Below are 19,165 nucleotides of genomic sequence, written 5' to 3' on the forward strand. Positions count from 1 at the left end.
GCCCAGGCCACTGGCAAGATGACCGCCGCCCGTCATTTCGGGCGGCGGCAGGATGTACAACAAGAACAAGGAGCAACCTGCGTGAATAACGAAGCCCGCTCAGGGTCGACCGACCCTGGCCAACGTCCGCGCTACCGCCAGGTGGCCATCGGGCATCCCCAGGTGCAGGTCAGTCACGTCGACGATGTGCTGCGCATGCAACCTGTCGAGCCACTGGCGCCGCTGCCGGCGCGCCTGCTCGAGCGCCTGGTGCATTGGGCCCAGGTGCGCCCGGACACCACTTTCATCGCGGCACGCCAGGCAGACGGTGCCTGGCGTTCGATCAGCTACGTGCAGATGCTCGCCGATGTGCGCACCATCGCCGCCAACTTGCTAGGACTGGGCCTCAGTGCCGAGCGCCCGCTGGCGCTGCTTTCCGGCAACGACATCGAACACCTGCAAATCGCCCTCGGCGCCATGTATGCCGGTATTGCCTATTGCCCGGTGTCGCCGGCCTACGCGCTGTTGTCGCAAGACTTCGCCAAGTTGCGCCATGTCTGCGAGGTGCTCACCCCCGGAGTGGTCTTCGTCAGCGACAGCCAGCCGTTCCAGCGCGCCTTCGAGGCGGTGCTGAACGATTCGGTCGGCGTGATCAGCGTGCGTGGCCAGGTCGCAGGTCGCCCCCATATAAGCTTCGACAGCCTGCTACAACCGGGTGACCTGGCGGCGGCCGATGCGGCTTTCGCCGCCACCGGGCCGGACACCATCGCCAAATTCCTCTTCACCTCGGGCTCGACCAAGCTGCCCAAGGCGGTGATCACCACCCAGCGCATGCTGTGCGCCAATCAGCAGATGCTTCTGCAGACTTTTCCGACGTTCGCCGAGGAGCCGCCGGTGCTGGTGGATTGGCTGCCGTGGAACCACACGTTCGGCGGTAGCCACAACCTCGGCATCGTGCTTTACAACGGGGGCAGTTTCTACCTAGACGCCGGCAAGCCGACCCCGCAAGGCTTTGCCGAGACCTTGCGCAATCTGCGCGAGATTTCCCCCACGGCCTACCTCACCGTACCCAAGGGCTGGGAGGAACTGGTCAAGGCACTGGAGCAGGACCCAGAGCTGCGCGAGGTGTTCTTTGCCCGCATCAAGCTGTTATTCTTTGCCGCCGCAGGCCTGTCGCAAAGCGTCTGGGACCGGCTGGACCGCATTGCCGAGCAACACTGTGGCGAACGCATCCGCATGATGGCCGGCCTTGGCATGACCGAAGCTTCACCATCGTGCACCTTCACCACCGGGCCTTTGTCGATGGCCGGCTATGTCGGGCTGCCGGCACCTGGCTGCGAAGTGAAGCTGGTGCCGGTGGGTGACAAGCTCGAGGCGCGCTTCCGTGGCCCGCATATCATGCCGGGCTACTGGCGCTCGCCGCAGCAGACCGCCGAGGCGTTCGACGAGGAGGGTTTCTACTGTTCGGGCGACGCGTTGAAGCTGGCCGATGCCAGGCAGCCCGAGCTTGGCCTGATGTTCGATGGCCGTATCGCTGAGGACTTCAAACTTTCGTCCGGGGTATTCGTCAGTGTCGGGCCGCTGCGCAACCGCGCAGTGCTGGAGGGCTCGCCTTACGTACAGGACATCGTGGTCACCGCGCCGGACCGTGAATGCCTGGGTCTGCTGGTGTTCCCGCGTCTGCCCGAGTGTCGGCGCCTGGCCGGGCTGGCAGAGGATGCCAGCGATGCGCGGGTACTGGCCAACGACACCGTGCGCAGTTGGTTCGCTGACTGGCTGGAGCGATTGAACCGCGATGCCCAGGGCAACGCCAGCCGTATCGAATGGCTGTCGCTGCTGGCCGAGCCGCCGTCGATCGACGCCGGTGAAATCACCGACAAGGGCTCGATCAATCAGCGCGCTGTGCTGCAGCGGCGCGCCGCTCAGGTCGAGGCGCTGTACCGTGGCGAAGACCCCCACGCATTGCACGCCAAGGTGCGGCCTTGAGTGCGGCCGGGCTGTGCACCGTCTTTGAGGACACGGCCATCGTCCAGATGGTGCGCACGCCCTGGGTCGACCTGGGTGGCGCATTGGCCGCGATCTCGCCCATCGACCTGGGCATTCAGGCCGGTCGCGCGGTGCTGGCACGTGCAGCTGCCGCCCCTCAGGCGGTAGACAGCGTGCTCGCCGGCAGCATGGCCCAGGCCAGCTTCGACGCCTACATGCTGCCACGCCATGTCGGCCTCTACTGTGGCGTGCCGCAGTCGGTACCGGCACTGGCGGTGCAGCGCATCTGTGGCACGGGCCTTGAACTGTTGCGTCAGGCCGGTGAACAGCTGCGCAGTGGCGCCCGCCAGGTGCTGTGCGTGGGTGCGGAGTCGATGTCGCGCAACCCGATCGCGGCCTATGAACACCGGGGCGGTTTTCGCCTGGGGGCACCGGTCGGGTTTAAGGACTTTCTCTGGGAAGCCCTGTACGACCCGGCTGCCGGCGTGGACATGATCGGTACTGCGGAAAACCTGGCCCGTGCCTATGGCCTGGCGCGTGAAACGGTGGACGCGTGGGCCCTGCGCAGCCATCAGCGGGCCCTGCAAGCCCAGGCGCAGGGCTGGTTCGACGAGGAAATCGTCAGCGTCACCGCGCAGGCACTAGAGGCAGAAGGCTGCCAGCCACGCGGCATTGCATTGCCGCGTGGCGTGAGTGAGGTCAGCCAGGACAGCCACCCGAGGCCTACCGATGCCGCCGCACTGGCCCGGCTGCGCCCGGTGCACGCCGGTGGCGTGCAGACGGCTGGTAACAGTTGCGCGGTGGTCGATGGCGCGGCGGCAGCCTTGGTCACGCGCTACTCCGATTGCACTCATCCGCCTTTGGCGCGCTTGCTGATGGCCACGGCTGTTGGCGTGTCGCCCGGCCTCATGGGCATCGGGCCGGCGCCGGCCATTACCTTGCTGCTCGAGCGCAGCGGCCTGCGCCTGGAGCAGATCGACCGCCTGGAAATCAACGAGGCCCAGGCCGCCCAAGTGCTGGCGGTGGCCCAGGCGCTCGAACTCGATGTGGACAAGCTCAATGTCCATGGCGGCGCTATCGCCCTCGGTCACCCACTGGCCGCTACAGGTCTGCGCCTGGTCCACACCTTGGCCCGTCAATTGCGCGACGGCAACTTGCGCTATGGCATCGCAGCGGCATGCATCGGCGGTGGCCAAGGCATGGCGCTGCTGATCGAAAACCCTCATTTCGTTGCCTGACCCGGAGGTATCCGATGACCTGGAAGGCGCCCCTGCGCGACATGCAGTTCGTCCTGCAACACTGGCTGCGGGCCGATCAGGCCTGGGCGCAATTACCGGCATATGCCGACGTCGACCTCGACCTGGCGGCCCAGGTACTGGAAGAGGCGGCCCGTTTCTGCGAGCAGGTACTGGCCCCTTTGAACCGTTCGGGCGATCGCCAGGGCTGCCAGATGGAGGGCGGGGAAGTACGCACCCCGGACGGATTCCCGGCGGCTTATCGCGCCTACGTCGACGGTGGCTGGCCGTCGCTGGCATGCGCCCCGGCGCTTGGCGGCCAAGGGCTGCCGTTAGTGCTGGAGGCGGCCTTGCAAGAGATGCTGTTCGGCAGCAACCACGGCTGGGCCATGTACACCGGCATCGCCCACGGTGCCTACCTGTGCCTGAAAACCCATGCATCCGCCGAGCTGCAGGCGCGCTATCTGCCGGGCATCGTCAGTGGTGCCACCCTGCCTACCATGTGCCTGACCGAACCCCAGGCCGGCAGCGATCTCAGCCTGTTGCGCTGCCGCGCCGTGCCCCTGGGCGACGGTGGCTACGCGGTCAGTGGCAACAAGCTGTTCATCTCTGGCGGCGAACACGACCTGACCCGCGACATACTGCACCTGGCGTTGGCCCGGTTGCCGGATGCGCCGCCCGGCAACCGCGGGCTCTCGCTGTTGCTGGTGCCGAAATGGCTGGAGGATGGCCAGCGCAATACACTGTACTGCGACGGCCTGGAACATAAGCTGGGCATCCGGGGCAGCGCCACCTGTGCACTGCGCCTGGAGGGGGCCCGGGGCTGGTTGATAGGCCAGCCCCATGGCGGCCTGGCCGCGATGTTCGTGATGATGAATTCCGCACGGCTGCATGTTGGCCTGCAAGGGCTGGGGCATGCCGAGGCCGCCTGGCAACAGGCCCGCGATTATGCCCTGGAGCGGCGCCAGATGAGTGCCCCGGGGCGGGCCAAGGGGGGCGTCCAGGGCGCCGACCCGATCCACCTGCACCCGGCCATGCGTCGGGTCTTGCTGGAGTTGCGGGTGCGTACCGAGGGGATGCGCGCGCTGGCCTACTGGACGGCCCAGTGGCTGGAGATCGCCGACGCCGCCGTCGAGCCTGCACAACGGGCGAAGGCCGCGACATTGGTGGCGCTGTTGACCCCCATCGTCAAGGCGGCCTTCACCGAGCAGGGGTTCAGCCTGGCAAGCCAGGCCCTGCAGGTGTTCGGTGGCTATGGCTACACCCAGGAGTTTGCCATCGAGCAGACCTTGCGCGACAGCCGCATCGCGATGATCTACGAAGGCACCAACGAAATACAGGCCAACGACCTGATGCTGCGCAAGGTATTGGGCGATGGGGGGGAAGGTTTCGCCCTGCTGTTGGGTGAGTTGCGTGCCGAGGCCGCTGCGGACGCTGGCGCCGCCGCCGCCGCGTTGGGCAGCGCGTGCGACACGCTGGAGGCCGTGCTGGCCAAGGTGCTGTCGATGACCGCGGGCGATCCCGAATTTCCGTACCGCGCCGCAGGCGACTTCCTGCAGTTGTGCGCAACGGTGCTGCAGGCCTTCGCCTGGGCCCGCAGCGCGCGCTGCATCCAGGCGTTGCCAGTGGGGTCGGCGCAGCGTCGGGAAAAGCAGGAAAGCGGTGGGTTCTTCTTCAGCTACCTGCTGCCCGACCTCGACCGGCAGGTGGCGGCCATCGACGCGGCCGCCACGCCGTTGCCATTCATTGCCGAATCGTTCTGAAACCCACGTGCGAGGTCGTCATGAACACCGGCTGCGGCTGGCGTGCCGAGGGGCGGTAGCGCATGCAGCGGTCCGCCGAACACAGGTGCGAGCCGCCTTTGATCACCGCCACCGGCACGCCGGGGTCTGCCGGGTCGAAGCTGTCACTCAGGGTCGGGCCTGAGGGGTCGAGCTTGGCGTCGCGCTGTGCGTCATGGCCTGGCCGATAGCCCGTGCGAGTCAGCTCCCAGACATTGCCGCCGGCATCGAACAGGCCAAGGCCGTTGGCCGGGAAGCAGCCCACGGGTGATGTACCCGTAAAACCATCCTTCGCCGCATTGCGATAAGGGAACTGGCCCTGCCAGGTATTGGCCATGAGCTTGCCCTTGGGCTGCTCGGTGGCACCCCAGCTGAAGTCGGCATCGGTCAGGCCGCCGCGCATGGCGTATTCCAGCTGCGCCTCGCTGGGCAGTTCGCGGCCTGCCCAGCGGGCATAGGCCTGGGCATCTTCCAGGGCGATCTGCACCACCGGATGATTGTCCAGCCCGGCCAGGCTGCTGCCCGGCCCTTGCGGGTGTCGCCAGTTGGCGCCGGGCACGAACTGCCAGCCGGGGCTGAGCACGTCCGCACCCTGATGAAACACCATCGCACCCGGTACCCGCAGCGCGCCGGGCAGGGCAGGGTCGTCCTCGACACGGGTACCGCGCTCGGCATGGGTGACATACCCGGTGGCCTTGACGAAGCGCGCGAACTGGGCGTTGGTGACCGGATGCACGTCAATCCAGAAGCCGGACACCTTGGCGGGGTGAGGCGGGCCTTCTTCGTCGTAAAAGCGGCTTGAACCAAAGCTGAACTCGCCGCCCGGCACGTGCACCATGCCGTCTCGCCAAGGGCCTTGGCGCTGCGCGGGCAGGCCGCTGTAGTCCGTGCACAGCAGCGCCGGCGCCGGGGCTTGCGGCCACACGGCATAGGCGGCGGCGAGCAGGCCGGTGGCGAGTGCTGCGCAGCCGGCTGCCCGGGCGATCATTGCTGCTTGACCAGGATCGGGCTGGCCGGACGGCCGTCGGCATCGATCGCGATGTTGCCGCGTTGGGCATAAGCCTTCCAGTCGCGCAGCATCAGCGCCACCTGCTCGGGGTGCCCTGCGCCGATGTCGTGGTGCTCGCCAGGGTCCTTGCGCAGGTCATACAAGTGCCAGCTCGGCTTGCTGTCGGTGGCATCCCACACCAGCTTCAGCGGGCCCTTGCGCAACGAGGCGCTGCCGTTGATTTCCCACCCCAGGGCTTCGTCATGGGCGTGGATCTGGCTGTCCTGGCCTTGCAGGTAGTTCAGCGCCGACGTGCCTTGCGGCGGCACGATATCGCGGTCGCGGTACTTGACGCCGGGCATCGGCGCACCGGCCAGTTGCAGCAGGGTCGGCATGATGTCGCGGACGCTGGCCAGCTCTTCGCTGCGGCCGGCCTTGATGGTGGCCGGGTAGTAGACGAAGGCCGGTACGCGGATGCCGCCCTGGTAGGTGGTCATCTTGTAGCGACGGCTGGGCAGGGCGCTGACCTGGGCCCAGGCTGAGCCGATCATCAGGAACGAATCGCGGCGGCCGTAGTTGTCCAGGCGGTTATCGAAGTTTGCCTTGATCCACTCGGGGTCGACACGGGTGGCGTTCTCCGGACCGTTGTCGGACATGAACAGGATCATCGTGTTTTCCAGCTCGCCGGTCTTGCGCAGGTGGTTCACCAGGCGCCCCACCTCGGCGTCCAGCGCCGTGACCATGGCCGCATACACCTCCATGGTGCGTGCGGACTGGCGTTTTTGTTCATCGCTCAGCGATGCCCAGCTCGGCACACCTTCCAGTTGTGCTTGCAGAGAGAAGTCGGCGGGCACCAGGCCGGCTTCGCGTTGGCGCTTCAGGCGTTCGTGGGCGATGACTTCGTAGCCTTGGTCGTAGCGGCCTCGGTACTGCGCCAGGTACGCATCCGGTGCCTGCAGCGGCCAGTGCGGCGCGGTGTAGGCGGCAAAGGCGAAGAACGGTTTGTTGCTGGCCTTGCCTTGGTCGATCGCGTCGATCAGGCGGTCGGTGTACCAGGTGGTGGAATAGAAGTCGTCGGGCAGCGCGATCGGCTCGCCGTTGTGGCGATAGGTGGCGCTGTAGTTCGACTGCAGGTCCATGTTGGCCTGCTTGAAGTGTGCCGCGCCGCCTTCGAGCAGCACGTAGGCCTGGTCGAAGCCGCGGTTGTGTGGCTGTTGGGCCGGTTGCATGCCCAGGTGCCATTTGCCGGCGATGTAGGTGCGGTAGCCGGCGTCATGCAGCAGTTCGGCGAGGGTCGCGACATTGGCACCGAGCACGCCTTCGTAGCCGGCGCGTACCTCTGCGCCGGCCGGCAGGCGCTTGCGTGTCTCCGACATCATGCCCAGCCCGACCAGGTGTGGGTCGTTGCCGGACATCAGCATCGCCCGCGTCGGCGAGCAACTGGGCGCGGCATGGAAATCGAGCATCAGGCGACCGTCGGCCAACAGTTTGTCCAGGTTGGGCGTCTGGATTTCGCTGCCCAAGGCCGACAGGTCGGAGAAACCGAGGTCATCAGCGACCACCAGCAGAATGTTTGGTTGTTTAACGGTTGGTGCGGCCATGGCGTGGCTGGCACCAAGCATGAGCATGCCGAGGGCGGCAAGGGGGCGGAGGCAATTCATGGGGGGACTCTTGTTTTTGTAATGGGCTCGAATTTTGCGCATGGCCTCTGAATAGACAGCACGCTACTGGATTTTAGCGACGGATGAATGAATGCCGCAGCCGCTCGCTGCAGAAGTGTGCGATTAGCGAACGCTTGATGCTGATCATTCCTTGTACACGGGTAAAACGCTATTGACGGCGTATATGGTTAACAAAAATAATCGTTAACAGAGTTATCCAGTTTGTAAGAACAATTATAAAAACAAGTGAAGGGAAATTCTGATGATCAAGCCGTTGAACGGGGTATGCCTGCCCCTCATGGTGCTTTCGCTGTGCCAGTCCGCCTACGCGGCCCGCCCGCTTGAAGAGAGCCGGCCGGGGAGGCCAGGGGCCCCTCGCTGGATCGAGGACTACCGCTTTCTCGACGACCCCGCCAAGGCCACTGCCCCCTTCGATGGCCTGCGCTACCATCGGCTGTCAGAGTCGGCCTGGCTGCAACTCGGGGCTGAGGCCCGCTACCGGGCCGATGCTTCGGACAAACCCTTCTTTGGCCTGCGCGGGCTGAACGACGATTCCTATCTGCAGCAACGGCTGCAGGCCCATGCCGACCTGCACCTGTTCGACGATGCCGTGCGTACCTTCGTCCAGGTCGAGAATACCCGCGCCTTCGGCAAGGACTTGTACTCGCCCAATGATGAAAGCCGCAATGAAGTGCGACAGGCCTTCGTCGATTTCAACCACGATTTCGCCGCCGGGCGCTATACCACACGCGTAGGTCGCCAGGAGATGGGCTTCGGCGACCAGGTGTTGGTCACCTACCGCGACGCGCCGAACATCCGCCTGAGCTTCGACGGCGTGCGCGCCAGCCTCAACCTCAAGGACGGACGCAAGCTGGATGCATTCGCTGTGCGCCCGCTGAAAACCGGTGAAGACGGTTGGGACGATGGCAGCAACAACAACATCAAATTCTACGGTCTTTACGGCACCTTGCCGCTGTCGGCGTCGTGGAACATGGACCTGCTAGCCTTTGGCCTGGAAACCGACGACCGCAGCCTGGCCGGCGAGTCGGGTGACGAGCAGCGCTACACCTTCGGCACGCGGCTGTTCGGCCGCCATCAGGCACTGGACTGGAGCTGGAACCTTGTCGGGCAGACCGGCCACCTGGGCAACGCGTCGATCCGCGCCTGGGCGCTGTCGAGCGACAGCGGCTTCACCTTCACCCACCCTTGGCAACCGCGCCTGGCCATGCGCATCGATGCCGCAAGCGGCGACAGTGACCTGGGCGACGGAAAAGTCGGCACCTTCGACCCGCTTTACCCACGCAATGGTGTCTATGGTGAAGCCAGCCTCACCACCCTGAGCAACATCATCGTGGTGGGGCCGACCTTCGGCTTCTCGCCCTGGCGCACGCTGCGCATCGAGCCGGGCATCTTCGAAGTGTGGAAACAGCGTGAGGAAGACGGCGTGTACATGCCCGGCATGAGCATGCTGGCCAACACCCGCGGCACGGGTCGCCATGTCGGTACCATCTACCGCGCCAGCACGCGCTGGCTTGCCACTCCCAACCTGACCCTGGACCTTGACCTGAAGTACTACGACGTGGGCACGGCCATCAAGGAGGCTGGCGGCGAAGATTCGTCGTTCGTCTCAGTACGTGCCACGTTCCGCCTTTGACCACCCGACCGATAACAACAACAGAGGGCCACATATGCATCATTCATCCGCGTCATCAGGCAAGGCCGTGCTCACCATCGGCTTGTGTTTTCTCGTTGCCTTGCTGGAAGGGCTGGACCTGCAGGCCACCGGCATCGCCGCGCCGCACATGGCCAAGGCATTCAACCTGAGCCCTGCCATGCTCGGTTGGGTATTCAGTGCCGGGTTGCTGGGGTTGCTGCCCGGCGCGCTGATCGGCGGTTGGCTGGCAGACCGCTTTGGCCGCAAAGCGATCCTGATCGTGGCGGTGCTGCTGTTTGGCGGCTTCTCGCTAGGGACCGCCCATGCCCAGACCTACGACTCACTGTTGATCGCGCGGCTGATGACAGGGCTCGGGCTGGGGGCGGCGTTGCCGATCCTGATCGCCCTGGCCAGCGAGGCGGCGCCTGAGCGTCTGCGGAGCACGGCGGTCAGCCTGACTTACTGTGGTGTGCCGCTAGGCGGGGCGGTTGCGTCGCTGATCGGCATGGCCGGCGTGGACGACGGTTGGCGTACGGTGTTCTACGTCGGCGGCATCGCACCGATCGTGATCGCCTTCGTGCTGATGATCTGGCTGAAAGAGTCCCAGGCATTCCGTGCCCAAGGCGTTGCCAAGGCTGGCAGTGAAGGTGTGCTTACCCAACTGTTCGGGCCGCAGCAGGCAAGCCGCACGCTGTTGCTGTGGGTGGCATGTTTCTTCACCCTGACAGTGTTGTACATGTTGCTCAACTGGCTGCCGTCGCTGTTGATCGGCCAAGGCTTCAGCCGACCGCAGGCGGGCGCCGTGCAGATTCTGTTCAACCTGGGTGGGGCGGCTGGATCGTTCCTGACCGGTCGGATGATGGACCGCGGGTTTGCCGGGCGGGCGGTATTGATCGCCTACGCCGGCATGCTGGCGTCGTTGGCGGGGCTGGGGCTGTCGAGCAGTTTCGGGCTGATGTTGCTGGCCGGATTCACTGCAGGGTATTGCGCCATTGGCGGCCAGTTGGTGCTGTACGCGCTGGCGCCGACGCTGTATTCGACCCAGGTGCGCGCAACGGGCTTGGGCGCTTCGGTGGCGGTGGGGCGCCTGGGTTCCATGGCCGGTCCTCTGGCGGCCGGGCAGATCCTTGCAGCAGGCGCAGGTGCGGGGGGGCTGCTGATGGCCGCGGCTCCAGGCCTGGTGCTCGCGGCGTTGGCGGCACGTGCGCTGCTGAAACACCGAACCCGCACGCAACGCCCTGAGCCGGGTGAGGCTGCGGCCCAGGACCCTGCATAGCACTTCCTTGAAGGAGCTAGTGCTGCTTGTGCAATGCCTCCTGCTCCGGTTCGGCGACCGTGACCCGGTTACGGCCCGATACCTTGGAAAGGTACATGGCGCTGTCTGCGCTGCTGAGCAAGGCGCCGAGCTCAGTGGCAGGGGCCTTCGCGAACGCTAAACCTATGCTTGCGGTGACCGGGTGTTCATCATTCACACGCAGTTTGGCTATCAGGGCCCGCAGGCGCTCGGCAACCTCAATCGCCGTGTCTGGCGGCGTATTGGGCAGCAGGATGGCGAACTCCTCGCCGCCCAGCCTGCCGGCAATGTCGTTGTCACGCAGGCTGGCACTGATCGCTGCACCGATGCGCTGCAGCACCTGGTCGCCTGCGGCATGCCCGAACGTGTCGTTGATCTGTTTGAAATGGTCGACGTCCAGCATCAACACGGCCATGAATGTACCCGCATCCCTGCACTGGGCGTGCTGCGCCGAAGCGTTGTCGAAAAAAGCACGTCGGTTGTTCAGGCCGGTCAGTTCGTCCGTGCACGAGGCCACCATGGCAAGCCGATGCGCGCGTTGCATTTCGTGTTTCAGGCGCCAGGCCGTCGTCAATGCCGAGGACAGGCTTTGCGTCGCGCTGACCACGAACCAGGCGAACACCAGCACCGCCAAGGCTATCCCTTGTTGCAGTGTGGAAGGTTGCAACAGTAGCCAGCCTGTAGAAGGCAGCAAGACCAGGCCCATCGACACCAGGGTCATGTTGCGGTAGGAGGAGTAACACGACACCGCGCTGACAGACATGCCGACGGCAAACAACATGATCAGCGTCTGCCCCAGCGCGTCGTCGGTGGGCATTACGGCAAAGGCGCCCCAGCCCCAGATAGCCGCCGACAGCATCAGCGTGACCCAGTAACGCCACTCCCAGCGTTCGGCCGTGCGCTGGTTGGCCGGTGCTCGCAGATAGGCGAAGAACATGGCGGTACGCACGCCGGTCGACAGGCCCAATAACGTCATCCACACGATGACCCTTTGCGGGTCGAAACGCTCCCAGCCCAACCAGCACAGCATGACGGCGGCCAGGAAGCTGCCAAGCACAGCGGGCGCCGACTGGACAAACAGCTGTTCAAGCCGATCCCTCCGTACGGAGTAGGCTATTTCATCGCCGGGATCAAGGTTTGTCATGGCTGGCGCCGCCGCGTGTGACCGGTAGCGGATTCTGGCACTTTGACGGCGTCCTGGAAAAGCCTCCTGGCGTTCACATGTGATGCCCTTTGCCCTGTTCGATTGCTGGATTCAGAAAGCGTTGCGGTAAGTAGTGGCAGTGCAGCACGGGTTATCGCCACGGTTACGGCACCTGCGACGTTTCCCGTATTTCACGTCGTTGCGCGGATCCTTTACTTGATCGAAGGCTGCCTTGGCTGCACAGTTTCCCCTCGCAAGTTCAATCACGAACATAGCGTGTTTTCCGGCACTTCGAAAGCCAATTGATCGCGACGGCCAACAAGCGGTCGAGCAAGCCAAGGCCACTGAGGGCGTTGCCCGAGCCACTGGCGCCGACCAACGTGCAGACTTTCAGAAGTCGAACGTCACGCCGGCATACAGTGCTCGACCGTCACCCGGGGCGTGCAGGGAAGCCTCCGCACCATCCGGGTCGTACCACACGTACTCATAGTCGCGGTTGGTGAGGTTCTTCAACTGCAGGTCGACACTCATCGCTTCGGTGACCTTGTACGTCGCGCCAAGGTTCGTGAGTACGTAACCGCCATACCGGCCCTGGGTATTCTCGCGTTCCAGGTAGTAGTGGGTCTGGCCATTCATCCAGGCTGTCAATTGCAGGGCAGGGGTGGCCTGGTAGCTGATGCCGGTGTTCCACAGGTGATGCGGCACGTGGTCGATTTCCTTGCCTTTGCTGGCTGGCAAGGCACTGCTGGGCTCAAGGATTTTCGAGTACTGCCAGGAATACGACATCCACATCTCGGTGCGTGCGTCCGGGTGCAGGTTAACCTGCAGGTCATAGCCCCAGCGGCGTGTCTCGCCGACGTTGTCCGACTCGCCGCTGGGGTCGTTCAGACGGCGGCTGACCTCGCCCGTGGCGTCCTGGCGCCAATAGGCGAAGCGGCCATCGACCCAACCGGCTGGCGTGAACTTGACACCGGTTTCCCAGCCTTCGTTGATCGACGGAGAAAGGTCTTCGTTGCGCGGTGGTACTTTGTAGGCGGCCGCGCCCGTACCCACCTGGAACGTTCTGCCCCAATTGGCATAGACGCTGGCGACCTTCCAGGGTGAATAGACCACGCTGAGCTTGGGCTGTTTGATCAGGCCGTAGTCGTTGATGTCGTAATCCTGGCCGGTCATCTCGTTGGTGAAGTCACCGCTGATCCTGTCCACACGGTACGCCGGGACAATCTTCAGCGATTCGACCGGTTCGATCTCCGCCTGCACATAGGCCCCCACGGTGTTGAAGTCGTAACGCTGGTCGCGGGTTTGCGCCTGCCGCACGCGGTTGAGCGTGCGGTAACGTTCGCTGCGGTTTTCCTGCTTCTGGATATCGCTGCCGCCTTCCAGGGTGAAGGCATGCAGCCAGTCGACCTGCGGGCGCCAGGTGAGCGAGGTAATGGCGCCGTACTGGGTTTCGTACGTGTCGCGTTCCTGCTGCGAACTGCTGCTCCAGTACTGGGTCCAGCGCCGGTCGTCAAAGGTGTTGACGTAGGTCCTGGCGGACCAGGACAGGGTCTGCGCCAGTTCGGTATCGAAATGCAGGCTGACCTGGTTCATCCGCCGCGTGCCCTTGTCCGTGGCGTTGTAGTCGTTGCTCATGCGCGGGTGGTGGCGGGCGTTGTCCTCGGTCAGGTAGCCGGCCTCCTGCGCTTCGGACTCGTAATGGCGGGCGATCAGGCCCACGCGGTAGTTGCCATCGTCCGGGGTGTAGAACCATTTACCGCCGAAGCTGTAGCGTTCGGTGTCGGCATGGTCGCGGTAGCCGTCGACCTGCTGGTGGGCGAAGAAGTAGTTCTGCGTCCAGTTACTGGTCTCGATGCCCTTGGCCAGTTGCACCTCGCGGGTGTTGAAGCTGCCATAACGCATGCGCGCTTTGTTGTAGTTGCCGCCGGTACGGGTATTGATGTTGACGTTGCCCGCAATGTTGTTCAGGCCATAGCGCGGATCGCTGGTGCCACGCACCACCTCGATGCTGTCGATGTCCATGGGGAACACCGAGTCGATGAAGGGCATGTTGCCGTCATTGGTGTTGCTGGGAATGCCGTCGATCAACAGTTTCACGGCGTTGATTTCGCCTTCGCCATTGAAACCGCGGAACGAAAGCTTGCCGGAGGTGGTGCCTTGGTTGAACTCGGTGAGCATCACCCCTGGTGCCCGGCGGAACAGCTCCCAGCTGTAGGCAACTGGCATCTTCTCGAGGATGTCACCGCCCAGAATATCCACCGAACTGAGCACGCTGGTTGTGGCCAGGGGGCCGCTGTCGGTGCCGGTCACATTGACCGCGCCGAGGGTGAGTACCGAGTTTTCGGCAGGCAGTGTTTCAGCGATGGCAAGTGACAGTGGGTTGAGGCCGAACAAGGCGAGCACGGGCAATACGGCGCGTGCGGTGCAACGGGACGCAGGCATGTGTGGTTTCCTGGCAAAAACGGTCGGGCAAGGTCAGGCGTCGTGCAGCGCACGCCATGACCACAAGACAGCAGCGACGGTTCAGGCCAGGGGCGAGGCGCGGGGTTCAGCCGAGGCCACTGGTCCCGTGGCAGCGGCAAGGCATGACGGCCCGAACGAACGTGGAGCGAATTGAGCCGCATCCGTTGCGGGCTGTATACGTTCCGTGGCAGGCCATTTTGTCGCAGGTGCACCACGCTGAGGGCTCAATGACTGCGCATGCTGGCGGCCACCCTGAACACCCGCATCAGCCAGGCGAACAGGCGTAGCGCCTTCAGCGGCTGTTGCGCCCAATGTTCGGGCAACTCGGCGCAGCACCCCGCCGGCAAAGCCGGCTGGTGGGCAAGGCGCTCGGTCGGTGTCAGCTTGGGGTAGCCGACATACAGCATGGCTACCCCAGAGACGAACCACCGCGCCATGCACAGGCAGGCGACGATGCCCAGCCAGCGGTGCCACAGGTACAGCTGGCTCCACGCTCATCAGTAGCGCCACTGCACAGCGACTTCCAGGCTGCGCGGTTCACCCAGGTAGTACTGGGTGTTGGTCTGGTGGATGAAGCGGGCATACACCTCGTCGGTGAGGTTGCGCAGCCGCGCGCTGACTTGCACGTGCTTGTCCAGGTCGTGGGTCATGGACAGCCCGTAGACGGTGTACGACGGTACCCATGCGGTGTTGGCGGTGTTGGCGTACACCGATGAGACATAGCGGGCATCGGCCCCGACCTGCCAGCCGGGCGCCAGGTCGTAGGTCAACCAGAGGTTGGCCACGCGGTCGGGGATATTGACCGGGTGCTTGCCCTTGCGCGAGTACACCACGCCGCCGATGGTTTCGTTGAATTCATCGTATTCGGCATTCACCCAACTGAAGTTGCCCGCCGCCAGCAGCTTGGGTGTGACCTTGAACGAGGCTGCCAGCTCGATGCCGGTGGAGGTCTGCTGGCCCGCCTGCTCGGTGGTGTTGGGCACGGTCGAGGAGGGCACGGAGATATCCTTGCGCACGATGCGATACGCCGCTGCCGTCGCCGAGCCGCGGCCGTCGAGGAAGTCGAACTTGCTGCCTACCTCGACCTGACGGCCGGTGCTCAGGTCGAAGTCGCCGACCTGGCTGATCGAGGCGCTGGTCAGGGTACCGCCTGGTGGTTCGGCCGAGGTGCTGTATTGGGTGTACAGGCTGACGTTGGAGGTCAGGTCATAGACCAGGCCCAGGCGACCGGTGATGGCGTCCCAGCGTCGGTCGAGCCTGGCTCGCGCCACATGGTCGACCACGTCGAAGTCGATATGGTCGTAGCGCAGCGCGGTGATCAATGACAGTTGATCGGTCAGGCGGGTACGGTTCTCGACGAAGGCCGAGGTGGTGTCGGTGGTGGTGGTTCTGCCCATGGTCATGGGCGCGTCCATGCCGGGGATATCGAGGAAGTGCCCGGGTTCGAAGCTATTCGGGTCAACCGTGTCGAACGCCCCCTTGGACAGCGGGTAGTTGGTTTGCTGGTTGGTGCTGTAGTCCATGCCGAACGCCCAGTCGCTGGCCATGCCGAACAACTGGCCCTGGTGGGTCAGCTCGAGCTTGTTGCCGTTGACCTCCTGGTCGTGCCGCTGGCGATAGCCGCCGGAGCGAGCGATGGCGCTGTTGTCGGCGTTGTAGCGATACACCTCGAGATTGCGGTAATCGCGCTGGCCGTTGTAGTGGTAGAAGGTATTACGCAGTTGGGTGTTGTCGTCGACGCGGTAGTCGGTGATCGAGCGCAGCCACCGGGTGCGCTGCTCGTAGCGACCGTCTTCGACGTTGTAGTTGTTGAAACGGTTGTGCTTGTCGATGTGCAAGGTACCGACCAGTGGCTGCAATACCGGTGTGCCCCAGTAGGGGCTGTCCTCTTGCTCTTCCAGGTACTCGATGGCCAGCGTGTGCGAGAGCTGATCGTTGATGTCGCTAAGCAGCGAGAAGGCCAGGTTGCCGGCCCCATTCTCCTGCCGATCGATATAGCCGTTGGTGCTGGTGCGGCTGTAGTCGAGGCGGGCATAGTGGCGCGGGCCGTCGCCCGTGTTCAGCGCCTTGTTGAAGGCGACCGACGTTTCCATGGTGTCGTAGCGTGCATAACTGACGCGCCCTTCGAAGGTGTCTTCGTCACGGCTTGCCAGCCGGGTGATGAAATTGAGGCTGCCACCGACAGCGCCGCTGCCGTTGAGGAAGGAGGATGGCCCGCCGAGCAATTCGACGCGGTCGTAGATCCAGGCGCCCACCGGGCGCGCCGCGCCGCCATACTGCAAGTTGATGCCATTGAACAACTGACTGATCTGGGCACCGTTGAACCCTCGGTACGACACATATCCCCCCCAGCCGGGCGGAGCCGAGGCGTTAACCCCGGGCAGTGCATTGGCGGCGTCCTGGAAGTTACGTGCGCCGATGCGCTCCATGGTCTTGCGGTCGGCAACGCTGATGGAAGCGGGGTTCTCCCTGGCGCTGAGGTTCAGCCGCGAGCCGCTTTCGATGGGGCGATCAAGGTCAAGGCTGGTTGCCTCCTTGGGTTGATTGGCTGTGGCCGTGACATTGCTGGCCGGCAGGGTCAGGGTGTCATCCTGCGCCCAGGCACAGGTTGCGCTGCCAACGAGCAGCGCCAAAGTGGTCATGCGGAACATGCAAGGCTTCCTGGCTGAAATCGGTGAGCACACGCCCGCTGCCGATCAGGCGGCACGGGGACGTGGCGATGTCAGAACGCGAGAAGCGAAGCAGGAGAGGCGCGGGGATTGACCAGTGGCCAACGATGCTTGGGCAGGCGTGGCGGAGGTTGGTTGGGTAAGGGGCTGCCCGGCTCGCCGGCGAGCAGGGTCAGCAGGCCGAAAAATACGGCCAGCAGTGTGGCGCTGAACAGGCTGGCGATCACACAGTCACCGCCGGCAGGCAGGGTCGGATCGCTGAAGTCTTGCTCACCTTGGACCATGCCGCTGCTGTCGGCCGTGCACCAGGCGGCATCATCCATGCCAGCCAGGTGCAACCCGGCCATTTGACCATGGCCCATGGCGCACAGCAACGAGCCGAACAGGACGCTGAAATACAGCACCCAGGCGACCTGTGATCGTGTGTGGTGGGCCAGCTTCATTGCAGGACTCGGCGTGACAACTGAATGATCAGGTTTAGAGGTTGGCGAGCGATTCTACATCTTCTGGTGCATCTGAACAGGGGGGATTTTTCAAGCACGAATAGTCAATCGGGTACTGTCGGGGGAGGGCGATCGCAGCAATGTCGGCTTCATGTACAGGCCCACCGAGACTCAGTGCTCACCGATGAGTTCGGCAGCAAGAGCGCGGAGTTCGTAAAGCACAAGTCCACTGCCCGCGTGTGCAAACAAACGCGCGGCATGCCGGCTGCAGCCGGGTTAAAATGCACAGGGGTAACGAGATGGGCGACACCCTCGGAGAGGTAGGCCGCCACTCCTGTTGTTGCCAGTATGGGCGTGGTGAGATCCGGCCCCGAGTCAGTTCAAGCATGATGGCTGAGGCAGTCAACGCAGCGCGTGTGTGATCGATGGGAAGCTGCAGTTATTCATAAGCTGTTCCTTCAAAACCTCCACCGCTTTAGGCCTTCTGGGGTTGGACTTGTAAAGCAGGACTACCTGGCGCATGTAGCGGTCAGCGTCCGACACGGGTGTTGCCTGTACGTCGTCCGTTTTCAATCCCGCCCATAGCGGGACGACGGAGGCCCCCATACCTTTTGCGACCATGATGTAGATTGCATCTAGCGCATCCAGATTACAGAGGACATCGGGTTGCAGGTTATTGTCATTCAAGTACTGCTGTGCAATCTGCCCACCCCAGGCATTTGAGTCATATCGAATCAGGTTTCGACCAAGAATCGTCGAGCGGATGTCGCGCTTGTCAATCGGGTCTTTGGTCAAAAGCATCAGGGGTTCTTCTCGAAGCACCTGTACACGAATGGTTTTGGGGACGGTGAAGGGCGGACATACCATGATTCCCGCATCGAGCTCTCCGCAGGCTACTTGTTCGTAAAGTCTGCGCGAGTCCCCTGGCGTGATGCGTAGCCTCAGTTGCGGGGCAATGCTTGATAGCTGATTCATGGCCTCTGGCAATATGCCTGTCAACGCTGTAGAGATCGCACCGATCTCGAGATACCCCGACAGGCTACTGGTGTCCAGATCCTCTTTCAGCTCTGCTGCCCCCTGGATCAGATCTCGAATCTTCGGCAGCAATGACAGGCATTTCTCGGTCGGTTCGACAGCGTGTGCGCTTCGGATCAGGAGTTCGCACGCCAGTGACTTCTCGAGTGCTTGTATACGTTGGCTGACTGCAGGTGCTGTCAGGTTTTCCCGTCGAGCAGCTGCGGCAATCGAGCCAGTTTCTATTACCGCAATCAGGCTTTCGAGAAATCGAGTGTCCAAAACATTTCCTTTCGCTGAGAGATGGAAAAATGCGCTTTAGCACGTGCGCGAGGCTACGCTAACCTCCCCAAAAGTTCTATCGGAAACCAAAGAGGGTAGTTATGAAATCGTTATTTCATGTTTCATACCATGTTACAGACCTCGAAGCATCTCGTAACTTCTACGGTAACATTCTTGGCTGCAAAGAAGGCCGCACGAGTGAAACTTATGTGGATTACGATTTCTTCGGTCACCAGATTTCGCTTCACAAAGGTGTTCCTTTTCCAACTACCCGCACCGGCAAAGTCGGCGACCATGAAGTGTTGATGCCGCATATCGGCTTGGTGCTGCATCTGGATGACTGGTTCGCGATGGCAGACCGCCTGGCGCTTTATGGTGTGCAGTTCGACATACCGCCGGTTGTACGATTCCCGGGCCAACCTGGAGAGCAGCGAACGATGTTTTTCCTGGACCCCAGTGGCAACCCGATCGAGATCAAAGGGTTCAAGGACTTTGAAGGTGTATTTGCCACCTGATTGGCATAAACCTTCGGGATGCGCCTCCCGCTTTGTCTGCGTGAGATAAGAGGCGTG

13 protein-coding genes and 1 pseudogene are annotated in these 19,165 nt (G+C 63.4%); 6 read left to right on the plus strand and 8 right to left on the minus strand.

Annotated features, from left to right (window positions below):
• Positions 1-81: 81 nt before the first annotated feature.
• The 3 genes from AC3WLP_RS18685 to AC3WLP_RS18695 are packed head-to-tail and all read left to right on the plus strand — an operon-like array spanning position 82 to position 4,963.
• Positions 82-1,965, plus strand: a complete 1,884-nt coding sequence (locus AC3WLP_RS18685; protein WP_088513140.1) for a feruloyl-CoA synthase — start codon at positions 82-84, stop codon at positions 1,963-1,965.
• Positions 1,962-3,203, plus strand: coding sequence for a thiolase family protein (locus tag AC3WLP_RS18690; protein WP_012052233.1), 1,242 nt, complete (start codon positions 1,962-1,964; stop codon positions 3,201-3,203). Before AC3WLP_RS18685 ends, AC3WLP_RS18690 begins: the two co-directional genes overlap by 4 nt.
• A 14-nt stretch (positions 3,204-3,217) precedes the next feature.
• Positions 3,218-4,963 carry an acyl-CoA dehydrogenase family protein gene (locus tag AC3WLP_RS18695; RefSeq protein WP_088513141.1) on the plus strand — a complete coding sequence of 582 codons (1,746 nt, stop codon included), beginning with the start codon at positions 3,218-3,220 and terminating at the stop codon, positions 4,961-4,963.
• Here the strand turns inward: AC3WLP_RS18695 and AC3WLP_RS18700 are convergent.
• Together AC3WLP_RS18700 and AC3WLP_RS18705 are read right to left on the minus strand one after the other, a co-directional pair.
• Positions 4,944-5,969: a formylglycine-generating enzyme family protein gene (locus AC3WLP_RS18700; RefSeq protein WP_012052235.1), complete on the minus strand. Its 1,026-nt coding sequence runs from the start codon at positions 5,967-5,969 to the stop codon at positions 4,944-4,946. The two genes, AC3WLP_RS18695 and AC3WLP_RS18700, sit on opposite strands and share 20 nt — an antisense overlap.
• Positions 5,966-7,630: an arylsulfatase gene (locus AC3WLP_RS18705; protein ID WP_088513142.1), complete on the minus strand. Its 1,665-nt coding sequence runs from the start codon at positions 7,628-7,630 to the stop codon at positions 5,966-5,968. The genes AC3WLP_RS18700 and AC3WLP_RS18705 overlap by 4 nt, the downstream gene beginning before the upstream one ends.
• A 262-nt stretch (positions 7,631-7,892) precedes the next feature.
• On the opposite strand from AC3WLP_RS18705, the gene AC3WLP_RS18710 reads away from it, so the two are divergent.
• The gene (locus AC3WLP_RS18710; protein ID WP_088513143.1) at positions 7,893-9,284 is read left to right on the plus strand and encodes an alginate export family protein; all 1,392 of its coding nucleotides are present in this window, start codon (positions 7,893-7,895) and stop codon (positions 9,282-9,284) included.
• A gap of 34 nt (positions 9,285-9,318) precedes the next feature.
• Entirely contained in the window at positions 9,319-10,560 is a 1,242-nt protein-coding gene (gene mhpT, locus AC3WLP_RS18715; RefSeq protein ID WP_012052238.1) for a 3-(3-hydroxy-phenyl)propionate transporter MhpT, read from the plus strand.
• Between the two features lie 16 nt (positions 10,561-10,576).
• Here mhpT and AC3WLP_RS18720 read toward each other — a convergent pair whose 3' ends face one another.
• The 6 genes and pseudogenes from AC3WLP_RS18720 to AC3WLP_RS18745 all read right to left on the minus strand — a co-directional run bounded on the left by AC3WLP_RS18720 (position 10,577) and on the right by AC3WLP_RS18745 (position 18,593).
• Complete coding sequence (locus AC3WLP_RS18720; protein ID WP_014861859.1) at positions 10,577-11,635, minus strand: GGDEF domain-containing protein; 1,059 nt, start codon at positions 11,633-11,635, stop codon at positions 10,577-10,579.
• A 477-nt stretch (positions 11,636-12,112) separates the two neighbouring features.
• On the minus strand, positions 12,113-14,164 hold the full coding sequence (locus tag AC3WLP_RS18725; protein WP_088513144.1) for a TonB-dependent receptor: 2,052 nt from the start codon (positions 14,162-14,164) through the stop codon (positions 12,113-12,115).
• Positions 14,165-14,443: 279 nt separating this feature from the next.
• Positions 14,444-14,622, minus strand: a pseudogene (locus AC3WLP_RS18730) (PepSY domain-containing protein); the annotation flags it as partial.
• A 60-nt stretch (positions 14,623-14,682) separates the two neighbouring features.
• On the minus strand, positions 14,683-16,836 hold the full coding sequence (locus tag AC3WLP_RS18735; RefSeq protein WP_088513145.1) for a TonB-dependent receptor: 2,154 nt from the start codon (positions 16,834-16,836) through the stop codon (positions 14,683-14,685).
• Between the two features lie 71 nt (positions 16,837-16,907).
• Complete coding sequence (locus tag AC3WLP_RS18740; RefSeq protein WP_014756858.1) at positions 16,908-17,297, minus strand: DUF2946 family protein; 390 nt, start codon at positions 17,295-17,297, stop codon at positions 16,908-16,910.
• A 402-nt stretch (positions 17,298-17,699) separates the two neighbouring features.
• Entirely contained in the window at positions 17,700-18,593 is an 894-nt protein-coding gene (locus AC3WLP_RS18745; protein ID WP_014756857.1) for a LysR family transcriptional regulator, read from the minus strand.
• Between the two features lie 101 nt (positions 18,594-18,694).
• Between AC3WLP_RS18745 and AC3WLP_RS18750 the strand changes: the two genes are divergently transcribed.
• Entirely contained in the window at positions 18,695-19,108 is a 414-nt protein-coding gene (locus tag AC3WLP_RS18750) for a VOC family protein (RefSeq protein WP_012052245.1), read from the plus strand.
• Positions 19,109-19,165: the final 57 nt, after the last annotated feature.

This window comes from Pseudomonas sp. FW305-E2 (genome assembly GCF_058782925.1).